Genomic DNA, 19,466 nt, shown 5'->3' on the forward strand with positions numbered 1-19,466 from the left:
AGCAGAAAACCTTGATTTAGATCATGGAATGATTATTAAAGTTTCCAATTGGGTAAAAGTACAGGGCACAGAAACCGAAGCGAACTAATTCGCTATCCCGGCAATTAACTTGAGCTGGTCTAATTGCAGAAATTGAACTTTCTTCTGTTCGATGGAGATCATTTTCTCTTTTTTAAACTGGGAAAATAAGCGGCTAACTGTTTCTGCTGTTAATCCCAGGTAGTTTCCAATATCCTGACGAGACATGGGTAAAACCAATTCCATATGCTGTTCACACCCATGCAGCCGTTTAAATAAGTCGATAAGAAAAGCGGCTAAACGTTGCTCTGCTGTGACAAAATTTAAGTAAGAACCAACGGTTAATTTTTGACTGATTAAATACAAAATATGTTTTTGCAAACTGGAATTAGAATTTAATAATTCAATAAAATGATTATAGGGAATTTCACACACGACAGTCTCAGAAAGGGCAACCGCAGAGAAAAGATAAGTACCAGAGGCAATCGCTTCAAATCCTAGAATTTCTCCCGCAAAATAAAACCCCCGAATTAATTCATTTCCTTCACTATCCACTTCAAAAGTTTTTAAATTTCCTGATTTGATTGCATAAAGGCTATGGAATGTATTTTGAGGAAAATACAATGCCTGCTTCTTTTTAAGAATATGATGCTGTTTTACAGCCGAACTAATTTGATTTATCCAGTGAGGGCTGCCTTCTTCGAGAGTACAAAAAGGGAAAAATCCGCAGTTGGAACAGGGGTGAGTTTTATTCACTTTGTCGCTCATCAGAGATTACGGAGTGCTAAATCACATAGTTTATCTTGTTTTGAGACTTTTTTGTATTTTTCCATGACCTAGATCAAGGTATTTGAGGGGATAACCTAGATACAATGCGGCAAAGTGAATAAAAAAATCACAAATATAAATGTACCATGTGATTGATAGCGTGGATTCGATGAAAACAAGTGCGAGAACACAATGAATAAATTAACTAAAGCTTTAATTTCTGGAACGATCCTCTCGTTAGCTACCCCCGTAATGGCCGATTCACCATGGCTCGTTCGATTACGCGCAATCGATGTATTGCCGAGTGCCTCAAGCTCAACCATTAGTCTCATTGGCGGGGAAGTCACCCAAATTAGCAATCAAGTGATGCCTGAGCTTGATTTGAGTTATTTCTTTACCCAACAGATTGCTCTTGAACTGATTTTGGCTACTACACGTCATAGTGTTGAGGCGACGCACACCGCGCTTGGTAGTGTCGATTTAGGCAAAGTCAGCGTATTACCTCCAACGCTTACAGCACAATATCATTGGGATTTTAATTCCCTCCTTAAGCCTTATGTGGGCGCAGGTATTAACTACACTTATTTTTATAATGTGAACAGCGGTCCAGTAGCAACCGACATCGATTATGGTTCAAGTGTAGGTCCCGCATTACAAGCAGGTGTTGATGTCGCAATTAATGATAATTGGTACCTCAATGCCGATGTAAAAAAAATCTGGATTAAATCCAGCGTGACCGTTGATACACCTATCGCTCAATTAGAAACCAAAGTACATATTGATCCTTGGGTATTTGGTTTAGGCGTAGGCTATCGATGGAGTTAGTAGCGTTTAACCTTGGCATTTTTTAATAAGTATTATGATCAAGCCGATTACACGTGATATTTCTTTGACTTTAGTGATCAAACTCCTCCTTCTCTTTGTGTTGTGGTGGGTTTGTATTCGCACAATACATCCCCGGCTTGAAGAAAGTGATATGTGGCTACTCGGCCCACAAGAGCAAACGCTCTCTCAGCAAGTAATTAAGAGGTGATTAAATGATTCCTGCAACTGATGTAGTTGATTTGTCTCGATTACAGTTCGCTTTAACTGCATTATACCATTTTTTATTTGTCCCTTTGACCCTTGGATTTTCTGTCTTATTGGCAATTATGGAAACCGTGTATGTCATGACCGGTAAAGAGATTTGGCGTCAAATGGTTAAATATTGGGGCGTTTTATTTGGAATAAATTTTGTTTTAGGTGTAGCTACCGGTTTAACAATGGAATTTGAGTTTGGAACGAACTGGTCCTATTATTCGCGCTATGTTGGGGATGTATTTGGAGCTCCATTAGCCATAGAAGGACTCATGGCCTTCTTTCTGGAAGCAACTTTTGTAGGATTATTTTTCTTTGGTTGGGAGCGCTTATCCAAATTCCAACACTTGGTGTGTACCTGGTTACTCGCTTTAGGTACTAATTTATCAGCGTTGTGGATTTTAATCGCAAACGGCTGGATGCAAAATCCTGTGGGTGCTTATTTTGATTATCAAACCATGCGCATGGAGGTGAGCAGCTTTTTTGATATTTTATTTAATCCAGTGGCACAAGCAAAATTCGTCCATACCATTAGCGCTGGGTATGTTACCGGTTCGATCTTCGTTTTATCCATCAGCGCTTATTTCCTGTTAAGAAATCGCAACAAGGATTTCGCAAAACGATCAATGACTGTTGCTGTATCATTTGGTTTAGCCTCGGCGTTATCGGTTGTTGTCCTCGGTGATGAGAGCGGCTATCTTGCCAATGACGATCAGAAAATGAAAGTCGCTGCCATGGAATCGATGTGGGAAACTGAGAAGACTCCTGCCAGCTTAACTCTTTTGGGTATTCCCGATGAGCAAACAAAAACTACAAAATATGCGATTAAAATTCCATATGCTTTGGGAATTATTGCGACCCGCTCATTTAACACTCCTTTGTTAGGGATTAATGAGCTAATTGAGGAGGGTAAGGAGCGAATTAAAGACGGCCTGTTAGCCTATAATGCATTAAGCATCTTACAACGTGATCCTGATAACAAAGAGGCGAAAGAGCACTTACAAAACCATGTTAAAAACTTAGGTTATGCCCTTTTGCTGAAAAAATATACGGCAAATCTCTCTGAGGCAACTGAAGAGCAAATTAATCAAGCGGCCCATGACTTGAAACCGAAGGTAGCCCCCCTCTTTTTTTCATTCCGGGTGATGGTTGCCTGTGGCTTTTATTTCATCCTTTTGTTTGCTGTAGGTTTTTACCTTTCTGCTAAAAATAAACTGCATGCTACACCATGGTACCATCGGATGGCATTTTATTCCTTGCCATTGCCTTGGATCGCGGCTGAATTGGGCTGGGTAGTTGCTGAGTATGGGCGACAGCCCTGGGTTGTTCAAGGGGTGTTGCCGACCTTTATGGGCGCCTCTTCTTTATCAATCGCGCAAGTGCTGACTTCGTTAACTGGGTTTGTATTATTTTATACCGTGCTGGCAATCGTAGAGCTGTACCTCATGGTTAAGTACATTCGATTGGGCCCAGAGGAGATCCTTACCCATTAGACATCGGTATCTTTTTCTTTATCGATTAGGGGTCGAGAAGATTAAAGTGAATCACCCACCTTCATTATGGAGTGTACAATGATTTTAGATTATGAAACCTTAAGAGTAATTTGGTGGCTATTACTAGGCGTTTTATTAATTGGTTTTGCGATTATGGATGGCTTTGATCTGGGGGTTGCCATGTGGTTACCCTGGTTTGCTAAGACAGACACCGAACGTCGTATTTTAATTAATACGGTGGGACCTACTTGGGAGGGTAATCAGGTATGGTTTATTCTGGGCGGCGGGGCAATTTTTGCAGCGTGGCCAGATCTCTATGCGCTCTCATTTTCCGGGTTTTATTTAGCGATGCTGGTTGTGTTGCTGTCATTAATTTTAAGACCTGTAGGATTTAAATACCGGTCTAAACTGGAAAATGCGCTCTGGAGATCCATCTGGGACTGGCTGCTTTTTATCGGCGGATTTGTACCAGCGCTCATTTTTGGAGTGGCTGTAGGTAATGTTTTACAAGGCGTTCCCTTTTATTATGATGACAGTCTAAGAGTGATGTATACAGGAACGTTTTTTCAGCTACTTAATCCCTATGCCTTGTGCAGTGGTGTACTTTCAGTGTTAATGCTTGCGATGCAGGGTGCTTTTTTTCTCCAGGTAAAAACAGAAGGTGTATTGCAACAAAAAGCAAGAAGAGGGGCGCGTTATGCTGCTTTCTTGATGACGCTGTTATTCATCTTGATGGGCTTTTGGACTCATTTCATTGATGGCTATGCCTTGAACCAGGCCATGCTCCATGATGGCCCATCTAATCCTTTACACAAAGAGGTGGGCAGGCAAATGGGCGCTTGGTTCATTAACTACAGGGATATGCCGATTTCGCAATTGGTTCCGTTTTTAAGTATTCTCTGTGCCTGGCTGGCTATCTTTCTAGCGAATAAGGCATTGATTGCTTTTATTTTAAGTAGCCTCAGCGTTGGCTCATTAATAGCCACAGTAGGCATCAGTATGTTTCCATTCATTCTGCCTTCATCCACTCATCCCAAACACAGTTTGATGGTCTGGGATAGTTCATCGAGTCAAACGACTTTATTTATTATGCTCATTGCGACGGTAATTTTTCTTCCTATTGTTCTTGCATACACCGGATGGGTTTATCGTGTCCTTCGTGGAAAGGTTAACGAAAAAACAATTAAAGAACAAATGTCTTCATATTAACACTAAGGAGAAAAAAAATGTGGTATTTCTCTTGGATTCTTGGAACTGGACTTGCTTGTTCATTTGCCATATTAAACGCCATGTGGCTGGAACTACGGGATGCCGATAAAAAAAAGTAAGAATCCAAAATTAGCTCGGGTAGTAAGGGAAAGGGCAGAGTAATAAAATGCATATAAAAAAAGATATTGTCATCATCGGTGCTGGTCCAACGGGTTTAAGCCTTGCAGCTTCCCTTGCCCATACTTCTTTGAAAATAGTCTTATTAGATAAGTTACCCGTCGAGTCCTTGCAAAACCCGGATTATGATGGCCGAGAAATTGCCCTAACCGTTCCGACTATCAATAGTCTAAAAAAACTTAATGCATGGGACAAAATTAATTCGGAATTTATTTTTCCAATAAAACAAGCAAAAGTCCTCAGTGGAGGCGAATCTTATGCATTAAATTTTAACGATGCGGGCACTCTTTTAGGGTATTTGGTTTCAAATCATTTAATTAGGAAAGCATTGTATGAGGTAGTCTGTTCTTATTCGAATATTGAAGTGATGCCGGATACTGCCGTTGATGCAATTCAAGAGCACCAGAGCACACGCTCAGTCCATTTATCCAATCAGTCAGTTATTGAGGCCCCTCTTGTCATCGCAGCTGATAATCGCTTCTCCGAGTCTCGTAGAAAAGTAGGGATTGCATCTAATACCCGTGATTTCTCTAAGGTGATGATTCTTTGCAAAATAGAACATGAACGAGAACACCATCATTGTGCTTATGAGTATTTTAATACCGACAAAGTCGTTGCTTTTTTACCCATGTCTCCCCATGCATCATCACTGGTGCTGACGGTTTCTTCCGACAAGGCCAACGATATAAAAAGGCTTAATGAGCAACAATTTATTTCAAATCTTGCCAATCAGTTTGAGAAACAGTTTGGCAAGATAAAAACAGTTGGCCAGCGTTTTTTTTATCCATTAGTCGGTGTTTATTCCCAACGGTTTATCGAAAAACGCTTTGCATTAATCGGTGATGCCGCAGTGGGAATGCATCCTGTGACAGCCCATGGTTTTAATTTGGGATTGAAGGGCGCAGAATCATTGGCAAAGGAAATCTGCTGGGCAGTGGCACAAAATAAAGATATTGGGTCGAAAGAAATCTTGGAGCGTTATCAGGCCGAGCATAGGCAAGCGACAAAGCTAATGTATCATGGCACGAATTGGATAGTCAGTTTATTCACCAACGATACGCTTTTTGCCCAGCTGCTCAGTCAGTGTACCTTAAGACTCGCAAATCAGGATTTATTGCCTTTTAAAGGGATTATTATGGATTATTTGGCCGGCAGGGCAAGCCCTATTACTTCGCTTATCGAAAAGGTTGGTTCATGTTTTTAAATAATGTATCTGAGCACTTAATATTAAATTACGAAGGGCAGTTTCCACGGTATACGAGCTATCCAACTGCCCCTCATTTTTCTACGGGAATTAACGCGGCAACTTATTCGCAGTGGCTTGGTGAGATCCCAGAGCAGGACACTCTGTCCTTATATATTCATATTCCATTCTGCCAACAATTGTGTTGGTATTGCGGATGCGCTACGAAAATTAATAACAGACAAAACTCTATTGAAGAGTATGTTAAAGTATTGACGCAAGAAATTGCATTGGTTGCAAAACGACTATCTCCCCAGAACCCCTATGTCACTCATATTCATTTTGGTGGCGGCTCACCAACGATCTTACCCCCTCAGTTATTTTTGCATTTAATAAACAATCTTCGTGAAGCCTTTAATGTAGCTCCTGATGCAGAAATCGCTATAGAGGTCGACCCTCGTACCGTCAATGAAGAAAAAATAAACGCTTATGCTATCGCCCTCGTGAACCGAATCAGTATTGGTGCCCAAGATTTTAATCCGGAGGTGCAGCTCGCGATCAATCGCGTGCAGCCATTCGAATTGGTTCAATCATCCATCAATCTTTTTAAACAGTACGGCATGAACAAGATAAACCTTGATTTGATTTATGGATTACCCAAACAAACCAAATCAAGTATTAAAAATAATATAGAAGCTGTTTCTTCATTAGATCCAGACCGGATTGCTTTTTTTGCCTATGCCCATGTCCATTGGATGAAAAAGCACATGCAACTCATTCAGGAAAAGGATCTCCCCAATGCCGCGGAGCGCATAGAAATGTTTGCTTTGGCTTCCGAACTGTTAAAACAAAAAGGATATTGTGCTGTTGGGTTAGATCATTTTGCTAAACCCACAGACTCTATGGTACTCGCGTTAAATGCAAAAACGCTCAACCGAAATTTTCAAGGATACAGTGTTGACAGTGCCTCGCATTTGATTGGGCTAGGGACATCATCCATCACTCAGCTCCGCAATCGATACGTGCAAAATACCTCGGAGTTAAGGCAATATAAAACCGATATTTTAAATCAGGTCTTACCCATTGTGCGCGGAATCGAAATTACAGGAGAAGATCAATTAAGGAAATCGATTATTAACGATATTATGTGTTATCTGGAAGTCGATCTCAAAAAAAGATGTACTGAGTTTAATTATCCGCCGGATTATTTTGCTAGTGAGCTTCGCTCGCTAGATAATTTAGTCAAAGATGGACTGGTGCAAATTAACGATTATGTTATTCAAATCCACCCCAAAGCGAGACAGATAACCCGAGTGGTAAGCAGCTATTTTGATCGCTTTTTTAAAAGCGATACGCAAAAACATTCAAGAATCACTTAAGAACCAAGACTTAATCGATGTTTTTGCCAGGTTTAATGACTTATTCTAATCCATTCATTTCGAGTTAATGCATCAAAATCGGACACTGGGTTTTGTAACCCAGCCTTGACTGGCTATTGCGACAAAAGATTGGTTCTGCGAACTAAATCCTTTTTCCGGCATACTTGCTCTCAACGAGCAATGTGACTTGCCAATACAATGGTGTTCCGATGGCTTGTACTATAAACTCATAACAATTAGCTACGCAATTTTTTCTGGCTCGGTGGAGGTTGGTCCTCTAGGTGTTGCGAATCATGTTGAGATAACTCACTTTCTTTACGGACATAAGATCTATCATAAAATACTCGGGATGAAGACGGGAAAAAGGTCACCTTAGATTGTTCCATAGCTAGAACAGCAACCTGATTAGATGAATCTTTAATTTTGGTGAGCATAAACTGGGCATCAGCGTAACGATCCAACTCCTTTGATTTGCTTAAGTGAACTAATGCATACTCGATGTTACTTTGCATCTCGTTCATTACACGTTGTTTTAATGATTTACTTATTTCTCCTTGGTTATTAACTTGAACTATAGAATCGTGTAATTTTTTTAGATTATCAAATAATGAGTCCAGCAATACACCATTCCGAATGATTTTTTTATAATCATCATTTGATTTAAAAATATCTTTTAGCTCTTCATATAGATCAAGTAACCACTCTGCTAATACCGCCGTAGGGAGATGTGTTTGTTGTATATGAGAACAAAAATAATAAACACTGAGGTTGTTATCATAATGTTTACGATAATTAAATGCTTTGAGCTGGTCTTTTATTTCAGGGAGGTATTCTTTAATTTCGGCCATATTTTTAATGTAATTATCGATAAACTCACTAACATTTCCCATGGGCTTTTTACAATTGGAATCAAGTACAACTCCTATTCCCGCTAGTCTTGGGAAGTGCTCTACCAATTCTTCTGAACTGAGCTTTAAACAATTAATTTCTCGGATAAGCTGGCGAAACTCAGCTTCAAGCATTAAATATTCGATAAAAGTTTCAATAGATATGCATAATTGATGTAAAGTATTTGGTGCTACCGGGAGTTCCCACTTATCTTCAAAAATATCCCTTAGCCCAATTTGGATAAATCTTTGTCGTGAACTATCATTCATCGGATCGATTTGACAAAGCATATGAAATTTGTCGAGAGCAGTCCCTATAAGAGTAAAATACTTCGTTATTTCAGGGTATTTTTGTTTTAATTGATTGTTTAGCGAATGCAATTGATGCAGTTCTTTCATAAGAACAAAATCGTTTGGTTCAGGATATTTTGGTTCAGGATCTTTATGCTGCTGATGCAGGAGTTCATAGAGAGTTCTTAATTCATCTTTCTTGGCAATGGATAATTGATTCCACCAGTTTATTAAGCTGGCTTTCTCTAAAGCAGAATGCCACTGTTGCTGAAGCCCAACCTTGGCAAGGGTATAAGGAGATGCAAATTTGCGCAACAGTTCATAGAGCTCTTCCTCTGTTTTAACATTTTTCCTTAATATTATTTCGGCAAGCTTAGGCTGAATGCTGATAATTTCGGCGTAATCAAGCCAATTCCCACCAAGGAGCACTTCAGTATTCGTGCGAAAATTTAACTGTCCTAGCTCCACCTCAACTCCATGGGTATAAAAAATTTGCGGAAACTCGTGCTGAAAATAAGGAACATCCCATACCGTTCCTTCTTTCACCTTGATATCTGTTTGTTCCCCGTCGTGGGTTAGTCCGTTTGTTCCTCCGCTTAAATGAATAATCTCAGCAATTTCAGAATGTAAAAAAATAAAATGAATGTATTTCCCTCCATAAGCCAGTACTGTTGCCAACCCCATTCCTTTGCTGTATTCAAAGGTGCTCAAATAACCTGAATCTATATATCCATTCAGATCATGAGACAATAAATTCAAATGAATAGCTGGACTTACATTATATTTTTCAAAATGTTTTGGAGAGATAGCGGTTAAATTATCTGTTCTAATAAATAACTTACGAGGAGGAGGACGATGAGTTTCTTTTTCAAATTGACTAAACACAACTACACCTTATCGTTAAACGACATTATTATAATCGCTTAATTAATTTTGGTCAATTTGATTTAAAATAGACCCCAATGTTTAAATTAATGCGCTGCTATCTGCATAGGAACAGGAGAGAGAAACAATCAGCAAGTAACCTTTTAATAAATCTGATGAACGCGATAAATCAAATTGATTATAACTATGCTGATGGAGGATTTAACAAGCGAATGCAATTCACTTTGAAAGTAGCCCTTATATGAAGGCTATGCTTATATCTAGCATGGAGCAGAATTTTCTGATGAATTTTTTATCTCATCATTTTACTCTATCCGAAACTTAATGCGGTTTTACCCTAGTCGAAGAGTTTCTTCTAAAGTGAGGGTTTGACACTTTTGAGGTAATGTTTTGGGAGAGAACACATTGAATAAAAAGAAAATAGTTGCTCTCAGAAAAATTAAAAATCATTCCAGCTGAGTCTTGATAAACCCTAAAATAGTAAAAATTATAATAAGAGTTTTAAATTTAAAAGGTCAGCTCTGACCATTTGTGTACAAAATTATAGAAATAAACTATACCCAATCAGGAATAAGATTTGTACTGCGGTTACGATGAGTCCGTTTTGTATCATTGCTTTGATATTCTCGCTCCCAGCAAAACCCATTGCGGCAAACATATTCGCACCAGGATAGGCATAATTAGTAACACGGGTGGCGAAGATCATCGCTAAAGCGAATGTGATCATGGGTAATTGCATCTGAAGCACACTGGGAAAAAAAAGCTGATGCAGCATTTTAATGGTTGCTTCAGCAGCGCCAGGCATGCCAAAAGCCCCAGTGAAACCAATTAACATCGTTAATACTGGTTTTCCACCTAAATGAATTAATGGGGTTAATAGTTCGGTTAAGGCACTAAATCCTCCCGCCTGATGAATCAAAACCATAAAGGGATCAAATAAAATAAACAAAAAGAAGAGATGCAGGCTTTTTTGCATTCCAGTAATTAACAATTTAAAAATTTGATTTAAGCTTAATTTGCTTGTCAATCCAGTAATAAGTGCCAGAAATAACATGACAAAAATAACGTAGGGAGTTTTTGCTTGAGTCAATAATCCATACACGACACAAAGTATAAAGGAGATCAAAAAAAGCGAAGTGCTGCGCTTTTGTCGTTTATTGGGGGCAAATGGTTCTGAGGTATCCTCTTCTTCGCACGATTCATTCGCATACTGTCGTTGCAATCGATTCGCCATTACCCAAGTAGTAATTAAAGTAATCATGGCGATGGGAAGCGATGCATAAATAAGTACAGACGCATAGTTGAGCCCGGTAATACCCAGTAAAGCCACTACTGGAGGGGCAAAAGGCCCAATAATTAACGCTTCTTCAGCCGAAGCCTGCATTAATACAGCCAAACTGGGGCGCGATAATCCAACTGAACCTGCAATAGGACGTAAACTGGGGGCTAAGATAGCTAATCCTCCTGCCAAGGTGCCAAGTAAGCCTACAATGATAAAAGAGGAAAGCACAATGCCAATTTTAGCCCGTCGCTGAGTATTGATTCCAATCCCATAAACAATTTGGTGCACCAAAGTATGACTGACCTGAGTATGCGTTAAGATCTCGCCTAGGCCATGGCCTAGCATGATAATAAAACCAACTAACGCCATGAATGATCCTAACGCACCAGCCAGAGAATTCCCGATAGCAATTGGGCTGCTCAGATTCCACAAATAGCCCAATCCCACACAGAGTGCCGTTGCGATTAAAGGATTAACATTGCGAAATAACATCACAACATAAAGGATAATAATGGATAAACTGGCCAACTGAATGGAATAAGACATTAACGGATCACTCCAATCTTATTTAAGCCTTGGGTAATCCCTTCAATTCCCAAACCTGGTTTATCTGACAAAATAATTTTATTACCAAGGCGCTGTGCCCCGCCTGCAATATAATTGTCACGAATCAAATAAATCGGATCAAGGTCTGCATAGGAGATATCCGGTTTACTTAAAGCAAAACTGGTTATCGCTGCAACGCCAATAGGGGATTCCAGCATACATCCGACCATTATTTTCATGTGTGCCGTTTTTGCAATAGAGTAAATCGCTTGGGCATTCTCAATACCTCCCGATTTCATCAACTTAATGTTGATGCCATCACAGGCATTCATTTTTGCAATATTCAGTGTATCTTCGGGGGAAAAACACGCCTCGTCGGCAATAATAAGACAATCAACCTGTTCGCTAAGGGCCTTTAAGTGCACGAGATCCTGGGCATTAATTGGTTGTTCTATCAAAGGGATATTCAAATGCTGCTGTTTCAATGAGTCAATAACCTTGATGGCATCTTCATAAGACCATCCCTGATTGGCATCGACAAGTAATGTGATCGAGTCGCCTACAGCCTGGCGAATCGCATGAACGCGTCGGATGTCTTCAAGTGGATTTAATCCTAATTTTATTTTTATAGTTTGGTGCCCTTGATTGACCAGGTCGATTGCATCATGCACCATCGCGTCAACTTCTTTAACGCTTATAGTAATACATGAGTTCATGCTGTTCGTATTTCCCCCCAGCAATCTATAAAGGGGTAAGCCGCAAGATTGAGCAAACAAATCATGCAAGGCAATGTCAATGGCCGCCTTTGCAGAAGTATTACCTGGGATGGCCTGTTGATTCATTTGAAGTAATAAATTCAATTCAGAAACACCTCGTCCAATTAACTGCGGACCAAGAATGGTTTTAATTGCACTAATAATTGATTTCGTACTGTCTCCAGTGATGGCTGGAGTTGACGCAGCTGAACCATAACCCAGATTGCCCTTATCGGTTTTAATGATTACCACCACATCCTCAACACATTCGGTACGTCTTACGGCTGTGATAAATGGGCGTGTTAATGGAATAGTCAATTGCGCAATCTGAATCTCCGTAATGTTCATCAAAGCACCTTTTAAACGGATATTTTTTTTATTGAAATGATGGAACAATATACCTCATTTTTTTAAATTCAACCAAATACACTGGAGTTGAGAGGGGGGCAGCAAATGCCAGGGATCCCTTTGTATTGTGGTTGAGGAGTCAATGTTCTATCGTTAATAAGTTGTACACCTAATAAAACCAATTATGGAATGAGCGTGATGGGAAAATTAAAGAATAAAATTGTCTTAATTACTGGCAGCACCAAATCAATTGGTCTTGCAATTGCTGAGCTATTTTGTAAGAAAGGTGCCACAGTCATTGTTACCGGCAGACTCGTAACCGGGGAGGGAGAGAAATTTGCCCAATCAATAGGGGCAAGCGATTATCTAACCCTGGATGTTTGTTCTGAACAAAATTGGCAAGAGGTTGCAACTTTTATTGGAAAAAAATATCAAAGGCTTGATGTTTTAGTGAATAATGCCGGTATCGATTGTGCTCCCAAATCGGATAAATCCCAAGATATAGAAAATTGCTCTCTTGAGGATTGGCGAATGGTGCATGCGGTTAACTTGGACGGAACATTTCTTGGATGTAAAACGCTGATGCCACTTTTGAAAAAAAGCGCCAATGCGTCAATTATCAATATGGGTTCTCGGTCGGGGCTGGTAGGAATTCCTTCTCATGTTGCCTACGCATCGAGTAAGGCTGCCATTTTAAATCTTACAAGAACGATAGCCATGCATTGTGCCAAAATGGAGTACACGATTCGCTGCAATGTCATTGTGCCTGCTGCCATTTTGACTGAAATGTGGGACTCTGAATTTGGCCAGGATGAAGAACGCTCTCGGCGGATTGAGGAATACACCAATACCATTCCATTAAAGCGTATGGGGAAAGCAAGTGAAGTCGCCAAACTTGCTGTTTTTCTAGCGTCTGATGATTCTTTGTTTATCACCGGTTCCCAATATAATATTGATGGTGGCATTATGGCTGGTAGTGGTTCGTATGGGTCAAATAAAAACAGTGCACAGAATCGGTTTTTTGGCTTGCCCATTACAGCAGATAAGGCAGAGGATGAAACGCCTTGCGCAAACCCTGCTCATTCACCAAACAGTGCGGGAATCAGCCGTCTTTAAGGTGAGGTCCTTGGATTTTGGATTAGCAATATTGAAGCATAAGTCATAATAAAAATGTTTTAAATTCAGAATCCTAGGATTGTTTTTGTATGTTTCGGATTATCTCTAATGCGCTTTCCTTTTTGAAATTATACTCAATATGATTTAATATTGTGCGCAGAAAGGCTAATTTATAGCTTCTCTGCAAAAATAATTGTATTACATGGAGAGAGTGTATTATGTTTTCACGAATGATTTCATCAGGTTTGTCGTCAATTAGTTCTATATTTTCAGAAACCAAGCAGGAAGAAAAATCGAAATTTCAATATGAACTCAATGATGAGGAACAGAAACAGCTAAGACATTCAGAAGATAAACCTAAAATTGTTGCGCTTTATGCGGAACATGATGGGGCAGTGAACGCCGATCTGGCAATTCAGCACTTTGAAAAAGATGGATTAGACGTTGTCAGAGTTTCTCCAGAAGAGGGATTAAGTCATCCTACTTTTTCAAGTAATTCTATTGACGGTATTTATTTGCCTGGTGGTTCGGATATTCCTGTTCAGGATGAAAGTGATCCGCGTAAAAGGTTTGAAGGCCAACTAACCCAACTCGCACGCGCTAAAGATATTCCTCTCATTGGTATCTGTCGCGGTGAACAAGCTATTGGGCATCATAATCGTTTGGCGGTGGAGGATTTGCCCGACTATGAGCAGCATTATGGCGGCGCGAATAACGGAAGTACTCCAGATGCAAATAATACAGTTGTTGTAGAAAAAGGAAGTCAATTGTTTGCCGCATTACAAAATGAATTTAAGGAAAAAAATAATGGGCCCCTGGAGTATCCTGTCACATGCCTTCATCATCAACATATACCCGAAAGTCCAAGTCATACTGACATACAAGTCACAGGACGCAATAAATTTGATAATACAATTGAGAGCATTGAGATAAAAACGGGAAAATATTTTTCATTTGGTGTACAACATCATCCCGAAGTGCTAATAAGTTCTTGTGAGGATAAAAGAAAAGAAAAAATTACCCAGGTAGAAAAAGAAGCTGAAGAAGCCCGATTTACTTCTAATTTTTTCGAGCCAGATACGGCGCTCATTGCAGAGCTCCAGTATGCTCAAAAACTAAGAGAAGCGCATGAGCAATCAAGAGATGAACGAGCTGCCAGGGCAGAGATGGGTTTTTTTACAAAACAAGTTAAAAAACGCTTTCTTGAACACAAGGCACAACAAAAAGAAACACAGCCTTGTGATGTAGATAGCACGCAGCATTCCCCTGTATTTGAGCTCTGGGGCTAAAGTCATTCTAACCCTCTACCTCTTATGCCAGGGAAGGCAAAGAGCGGATAGAGAATAGTACCGCCCGATTCGTCATTAATTTTGATTAAATTTCAGTTAATTAATAAAAGCTCGTCCTCTATTGGTTTTTCCATCTTCAGGTACCGCCTAAAGAGTGCCTATCTTGTTTTGACCCCATGCAAAGAACAAGCCTATATAAAATTTATAAGCTTATAATAAAAATTATATGTGCTAATAATGGCTGGTTAAGCTAATAAGAATACAATTTGGATATTCAATGACTCTGTTGCGCTCATTGTCTAAATTTAAATTGAGGTACACTATCATGTTTCAAAAATTTTCTGAATTTTTATCGGGTTTCAGGACTCCTAACAATGCACAAAGCACCAGCGAACAGACGCCAAAATTTGAATACGCTTTGGATAGGGATGAAAAAGAACAATTAAAGCAAGCGGACGAAAAGCCAAAAATTATTGCACTTTATGATAAATCAGGCGGTACTAGCTATTGTGACCTGACGATTGAGTATTTTAGAACTAAAGAGCTTGACGTGATTCCGGTTACACCCGAGGAAGGGTTAAGTCATCCCGTTTTTAGCGGTAAAATCAATGGCATCTATTTACCCGGGGGCCCAAATGTGCCTGTACATGATCCCAGTGATCCGCGTAAAAGGCTTGAAGGGGAACTTACAGAACTAGCCCAAAAAAGGGATATTCCTCTTTTAGGCATATGTCGGGGACAACAAACAGTCGCACATCATCATGGATATACTGTCACAGACATCCCAAGATATGATAGGCATTATGAGCATTCCTATGAAATATATGAGAAAACTCAAGATCCTAACCTCAATAACAGAGTGGTCGTTGAAGAGGGAAGTCAGTTATATAATGCGTTACGTTATAAGATGAAGCCCAAGGGTAGAAGTAGTATAGAATATAACGTCACTTGCCTGCATCATCAACATGTAGAAGACAGTCAGAACAATCCCAGTCTTCTTGTATCAGGACGTGGTAAATTTGATGGAACAGTTGAAAGTGTTGAAAAAAGGACCGGGAAATATTATACCGTGGGCTTACAACATCATCCTGAATCGGTAATCAGCCTATGTAAAGAGGCAAGACAAGAAAAAATTAAAGAGGTAGAAAAAGAAGCTGAAGAAGCCCGATTTACTGCGAATTTTTTCGAGCCAGATGCGGCTATGATTGCAGAGATCCAATATACTCAAAAACTTAGAGAAGTGCATTTAAAATCAAAAGATGAAAAAGCAGCACGAGCGGAGCTGGGCTTTTTTTCAAAACAAGTGAAACATCACTTTCTTGATGATGCTCCCAAAAAAGAACAAGCACAAGAACCCAGTCATTATTTTCCTTGTGCTTTCTAATGTTCAATTTATAGTTTATTTCCTGCACCAAGGAAGGTGGCAGGGGATCTTGGTCTCCATGGAATTTCCTTTGGTTGTTCCATCTTCAAGTACCGCGCAGAGAGTGTCTATCTTGTTTGAGCCCATGTAAAGAACAAGCCTATATAAAATTTATAAGCATATAATAAAAATTATATGTACTAATAATAGTTAGTTAAGCCATTAAGAGTACAATTTAGATATTCAATGATCCTATTTAGCTCATTGTCTAAATTTAAATTGAGGTACACTATCATGTTTCAAAAACTGTCTGAATTTTTATCGGGTATCAGGTCTGTTAACAAGGCACAAAGTATCAGCGAAGAAAAGCCAAAATTTGAATACGCTTTAGACAAGGAAAAAAAAGAGCAATTAAAGCAAGCGGACGAAAAGCCAAAAGTTATTGCACTTTATGATAAATCAGGCGGTACTAGCTATTGTGACCTTACGATTGAGTACTTGCAAAGGAAAGGGCTTGAAGTGGTTCCGGTTACACCCCAGGACGGGTTAAATCATCCCGTTTTTAGCGGTAAGGTAAATGGCATCTATTTACCCGGTGGCCCCAATGTTCCAGTACATGATCCCAGTGATCCGCGTATGAGACTGGAAGGTGAGCTTACGGAATTAGCCCAAAAACGAGATATTCCTCTTTTAGGCATATGTCGGGGACAACAAACAGTCGGGCATCATCATGGTTACAAAATAGCAGATATCCCTGAAGATGAGCAGGAGCACCAACCCCATTATGAGCATTTTGATACCGTTTTTGAAGCAACCCAAGATGCTACCTATAACAGTAGAGTAGTCGTTGGAGAAGGAAGTCAATTGTATAATGCGTTACACTATAAGCTGAAGCCTAGGGATAGAAGTAGTATAGAATATAACGTCACTTGCCTGCATCATCAACATGTAGAGGAAAGTCAGGACAATTCCAGTCTGCTTATATCAGGACGTGGTAAGTTCGATAGATTAGTAGAAAGTGTTGAAAAAAGAACAGGGAAATATTATACCGTGGGCTTACAACATCATCCTGAAGCGGTCATCAGTGCGTGTGAGGATGCACGACAAGAAAAAATGAGAGAGATAAAAGAACAAGCATTTCAAGCTCAACTTGATGTAAATCATTTTTCAGATCCCGATATTGCATACTTTGTGGAACTTAAATATGCGCAACGACTGAAAGACGCTGCTCAATTAAAATCAAAAGATGAAAAAGCAGCACGAGCGGAGCTGGGCTTTTTTTCAAAACAAGTGAAACATCACTATCTTGATGATGCTCCAAAAAAAGAACAAGCAGAAGAACCCAGAGATTATTTTCCTTGGGCTTTCTAAATTTCAATTTATAGTCTATTTCCTGCACCAAGGAAGGTGGCAGGGGGCTTTGCCTCAATACGCTTCCTGATGGCAGCCGAATCTAACAGTTAAAGCCAAAGCATCTGCTTACTCGCGGATTTTAATTCGTTAATCCAACACTACTTTGTCTAAACATCCACTTGCCTACCAATTTCCACAACTGCATCCGGAGAAAGCTGAAAATATTCACTTTCATGTAATGCATTACGCTGCATAAAGGCGTAAAGCTTACCCACCCATGTTGGCAATCTATTTTTTCCCTTCTCACGGGAGATAATTCGTGCATGTCCCACATAGTAGATAATGTTATTAAGGACCAGATCATTTTTGCTCATGACTTGTCTCATCACTCTGGGTACGTTAGGACGCTCCATAAATCCATAGGAAGCAACAATTCGCCAGACATTAGGATAAATTTTCTTTAAGGTGATTCGTTCCGTGCTTTTGACCCAAGGAATTGACTTGGTGTCTATCTTTAAAATAAAAACTTTTTTCTGCAAAGCACGATTTTGTCTGACATGCCAGATCAATGCCGAAGGCGCATCCTCGGATGTCCGTGTTAGGAAAACAGCGGTCCCTGGCACGCGGGCAATTTGTTCTTCTGCGATATGCTTCATAAAGGCTTTGATAGGAACTACTGCTTCACCCAGCCGTTGTGACACAGCTTTTGTTCCTGAATGCCAAATGAGCATAATCCCATATACAAAAATAGCGAAAATAACCGGCACATAGCCACCTTCCATAAATTTTGACAAATTAGCAGCGAAAAATGCGCTATCAATTATTAAAAAGATACCGATAATTATTCCTGTTCTCAGAAGACTCCAATTCCATACTTCACGAAAAGCGATGAACAACAGCGCGGATGTGGCAAGCATTGTTGCGGATACCGCTACGCCATAAGCTGACGCCAGATTATCTGACTTTTTAAACCCTATAATTAGACCAACTGTTGCGATCATAAGTAACCAGTTTGCAACGCCAATATAGATCTGTCCATATCCTTCAGAGGAGGTTTGGGTGATACGTAATCTTGGCAGCCATCCCAACTGAATCGCTTGACGAGTCATAGAAAATGTCCCGCTAATGATCGATTGACTGGCAATAATGGTGGCAATCGTTGCTAATATAACAAGGGGGATCATCGCGATGGGAGGACATAGGCGATAGAAAATATTATCGGATAATGGCACTCCTTCTAAAACCAATGCAGCTTGTCCCGCATAATTAAGCACAAGACTTGGAAATACAAGTCCCAACCATGCAAGACGGATTGGTGTCGCCCCAAAATGTCCCATGTCTGCATAGAGGGCTTCCGCTCCGGTAACACATAAAAATACGCCACCTAACACTAGAAATCCTTTGAGGCCATGAGAAAGTAGATAGTCAAGACCGTAAGAGGGATTAAGCGCTTTCAGTACTGAAGGATGCTGAATAATACCCCATAATCCTAAAATCCCAAGAGTGAGGAACCATGCTCCCATCACCGGCCCAAAGACTTTCCCAATCTTAGCTGTTCCTTTGAACTGGATGGCGAACAGCGCAATGAGAATGGCAATCGATAATGGAAGCACATATGGAGTAAAGGACGGTGTAATTATATTTAAACCTTCTAGCGCGGATAGGACAGAGATTGCTGGCGTAATGGCACCATCCCCATAGATAAGTGCCGCCCCAAATAATCCCACTGCAATAATGAGGGGTCTGGTACGAAGCTTTACACCCAACAATGACATTAATGCTAAAATGCCTCCTTCGCCATCGTTATCAATACGCATGGCAAAATAGACATATTTAATTGTGGTCACCATGATCAGTGTCCATACTATAAGCGAAAGAGAGCCCAGGATTGCATTGGTGTCGAGCGTACCCCCCATGAGGGTTAACACGGTTTTGAAGGTATAAAGCGGACTTGTGCCAATATCGCCAAAAACAATACCCAAGGCTGAAAAGCTCAATAAGGCTAAACTGGAATTTGAAGCGGATTTTCTCATCATTTATGATTTAT

Annotated in this window: 16 protein-coding genes; 11 read left to right on the forward strand and 5 right to left on the reverse strand. The window is 40.0% G+C overall.

Annotated elements, in window-relative coordinates:
- Positions 1-84: 84 nt before the first annotated feature.
- Complete coding sequence (locus tag ACF8MK_RS06350) at positions 85-774, reverse strand: Crp/Fnr family transcriptional regulator (RefSeq protein WP_392538623.1); 690 nt, start codon at positions 772-774, stop codon at positions 85-87.
- A gap of 204 nt (positions 775-978) precedes the next feature.
- Here ACF8MK_RS06350 and ACF8MK_RS06355 point away from each other — a divergent pair, with 204 nt between their 5' ends.
- The 7 genes from ACF8MK_RS06355 to hemN all read left to right on the forward strand — a co-directional run bounded on the left by ACF8MK_RS06355 (position 979) and on the right by hemN (position 7,304).
- A complete protein-coding gene (locus tag ACF8MK_RS06355; RefSeq protein ID WP_392538624.1) occupies positions 979-1,611 on the forward strand; it encodes an OmpW family protein in 633 nt (210 codons plus the stop codon).
- A 34-nt stretch (positions 1,612-1,645) separates the two neighbouring features.
- A complete protein-coding gene (gene cydP, locus ACF8MK_RS06360; protein ID WP_392538625.1) occupies positions 1,646-1,819 on the forward strand; it encodes a cytochrome oxidase putative small subunit CydP in 174 nt (57 codons plus the stop codon).
- Positions 1,820-1,823: 4 nt separating this feature from the next.
- Positions 1,824-3,356 carry a cytochrome ubiquinol oxidase subunit I gene (locus tag ACF8MK_RS06365; protein ID WP_392538626.1) on the forward strand — a complete coding sequence of 511 codons (1,533 nt, stop codon included), beginning with the start codon at positions 1,824-1,826 and terminating at the stop codon, positions 3,354-3,356.
- Positions 3,357-3,434: 78 nt separating this feature from the next.
- Positions 3,435-4,565 carry a cytochrome d ubiquinol oxidase subunit II gene (gene cydB, locus ACF8MK_RS06370; protein ID WP_392538627.1) on the forward strand — a complete coding sequence of 377 codons (1,131 nt, stop codon included), beginning with the start codon at positions 3,435-3,437 and terminating at the stop codon, positions 4,563-4,565.
- A 17-nt stretch (positions 4,566-4,582) separates the two neighbouring features.
- Positions 4,583-4,684 (forward strand): cytochrome bd-I oxidase subunit CydX, encoded by a 102-nt coding sequence (cydX, locus tag ACF8MK_RS06375; protein ID WP_265703581.1) that lies wholly within the window; start codon positions 4,583-4,585, stop codon positions 4,682-4,684.
- Between the two features lie 47 nt (positions 4,685-4,731).
- Positions 4,732-5,946, forward strand: a complete 1,215-nt coding sequence (gene ubiM / locus ACF8MK_RS06380; RefSeq protein ID WP_392538628.1) for a 5-demethoxyubiquinol-8 5-hydroxylase UbiM — start codon at positions 4,732-4,734, stop codon at positions 5,944-5,946.
- Positions 5,937-7,304 (forward strand): oxygen-independent coproporphyrinogen III oxidase, encoded by a 1,368-nt coding sequence (gene hemN, locus ACF8MK_RS06385; protein ID WP_392538629.1) that lies wholly within the window; start codon positions 5,937-5,939, stop codon positions 7,302-7,304. Before ubiM ends, hemN begins: the two co-directional genes overlap by 10 nt.
- A 236-nt stretch (positions 7,305-7,540) precedes the next feature.
- On the opposite strand, the gene ACF8MK_RS06390 is transcribed toward hemN, so the two are convergent.
- From ACF8MK_RS06390 to ACF8MK_RS06400, 3 genes are all read right to left on the reverse strand, one after another.
- Complete coding sequence (locus tag ACF8MK_RS06390) at positions 7,541-9,367, reverse strand: hypothetical protein (protein WP_392538630.1); 1,827 nt, start codon at positions 9,365-9,367, stop codon at positions 7,541-7,543.
- A 541-nt stretch (positions 9,368-9,908) separates the two neighbouring features.
- A complete protein-coding gene (locus ACF8MK_RS06395) occupies positions 9,909-11,195 on the reverse strand; it encodes a TRAP transporter large permease subunit (RefSeq protein ID WP_392538631.1) in 1,287 nt (428 codons plus the stop codon).
- The gene (locus ACF8MK_RS06400) at positions 11,195-12,298 is read right to left on the reverse strand and encodes a dipeptide epimerase (protein ID WP_392538632.1); all 1,104 of its coding nucleotides are present in this window, start codon (positions 12,296-12,298) and stop codon (positions 11,195-11,197) included. The genes ACF8MK_RS06395 and ACF8MK_RS06400 overlap by 1 nt, the downstream gene beginning before the upstream one ends.
- Positions 12,299-12,496: 198 nt before the next feature.
- On the opposite strand from ACF8MK_RS06400, the gene ACF8MK_RS06405 reads away from it, so the two are divergent.
- The 4 genes from ACF8MK_RS06405 to ACF8MK_RS06420 all read left to right on the forward strand — a co-directional run bounded on the left by ACF8MK_RS06405 (position 12,497) and on the right by ACF8MK_RS06420 (position 17,437).
- Positions 12,497-13,414 carry an SDR family NAD(P)-dependent oxidoreductase gene (locus ACF8MK_RS06405; protein ID WP_392538633.1) on the forward strand — a complete coding sequence of 306 codons (918 nt, stop codon included), beginning with the start codon at positions 12,497-12,499 and terminating at the stop codon, positions 13,412-13,414.
- A gap of 218 nt (positions 13,415-13,632) precedes the next feature.
- Entirely contained in the window at positions 13,633-14,703 is a 1,071-nt protein-coding gene (locus ACF8MK_RS06410) for a gamma-glutamyl-gamma-aminobutyrate hydrolase family protein (RefSeq protein WP_392538634.1), read from the forward strand.
- A 325-nt stretch (positions 14,704-15,028) separates the two neighbouring features.
- Positions 15,029-16,087 carry a gamma-glutamyl-gamma-aminobutyrate hydrolase family protein gene (locus ACF8MK_RS06415; protein ID WP_392538635.1) on the forward strand — a complete coding sequence of 353 codons (1,059 nt, stop codon included), beginning with the start codon at positions 15,029-15,031 and terminating at the stop codon, positions 16,085-16,087.
- A gap of 273 nt (positions 16,088-16,360) precedes the next feature.
- A complete protein-coding gene (locus ACF8MK_RS06420; protein ID WP_392538636.1) occupies positions 16,361-17,437 on the forward strand; it encodes a gamma-glutamyl-gamma-aminobutyrate hydrolase family protein in 1,077 nt (358 codons plus the stop codon).
- Between the two features lie 149 nt (positions 17,438-17,586).
- On the opposite strand, the gene ACF8MK_RS06425 is transcribed toward ACF8MK_RS06420, so the two are convergent.
- A complete protein-coding gene (locus tag ACF8MK_RS06425; RefSeq protein ID WP_392538637.1) occupies positions 17,587-19,455 on the reverse strand; it encodes a potassium transporter Kup in 1,869 nt (622 codons plus the stop codon).
- Positions 19,456-19,466 lie beyond the last annotated feature (11 nt).

The organism is Legionella sp. 227 (assembly GCF_043161935.1).
GTDB classification, from domain to species: Bacteria; Pseudomonadota; Gammaproteobacteria; order Legionellales; family Legionellaceae; genus Legionella; species Legionella sheltonii.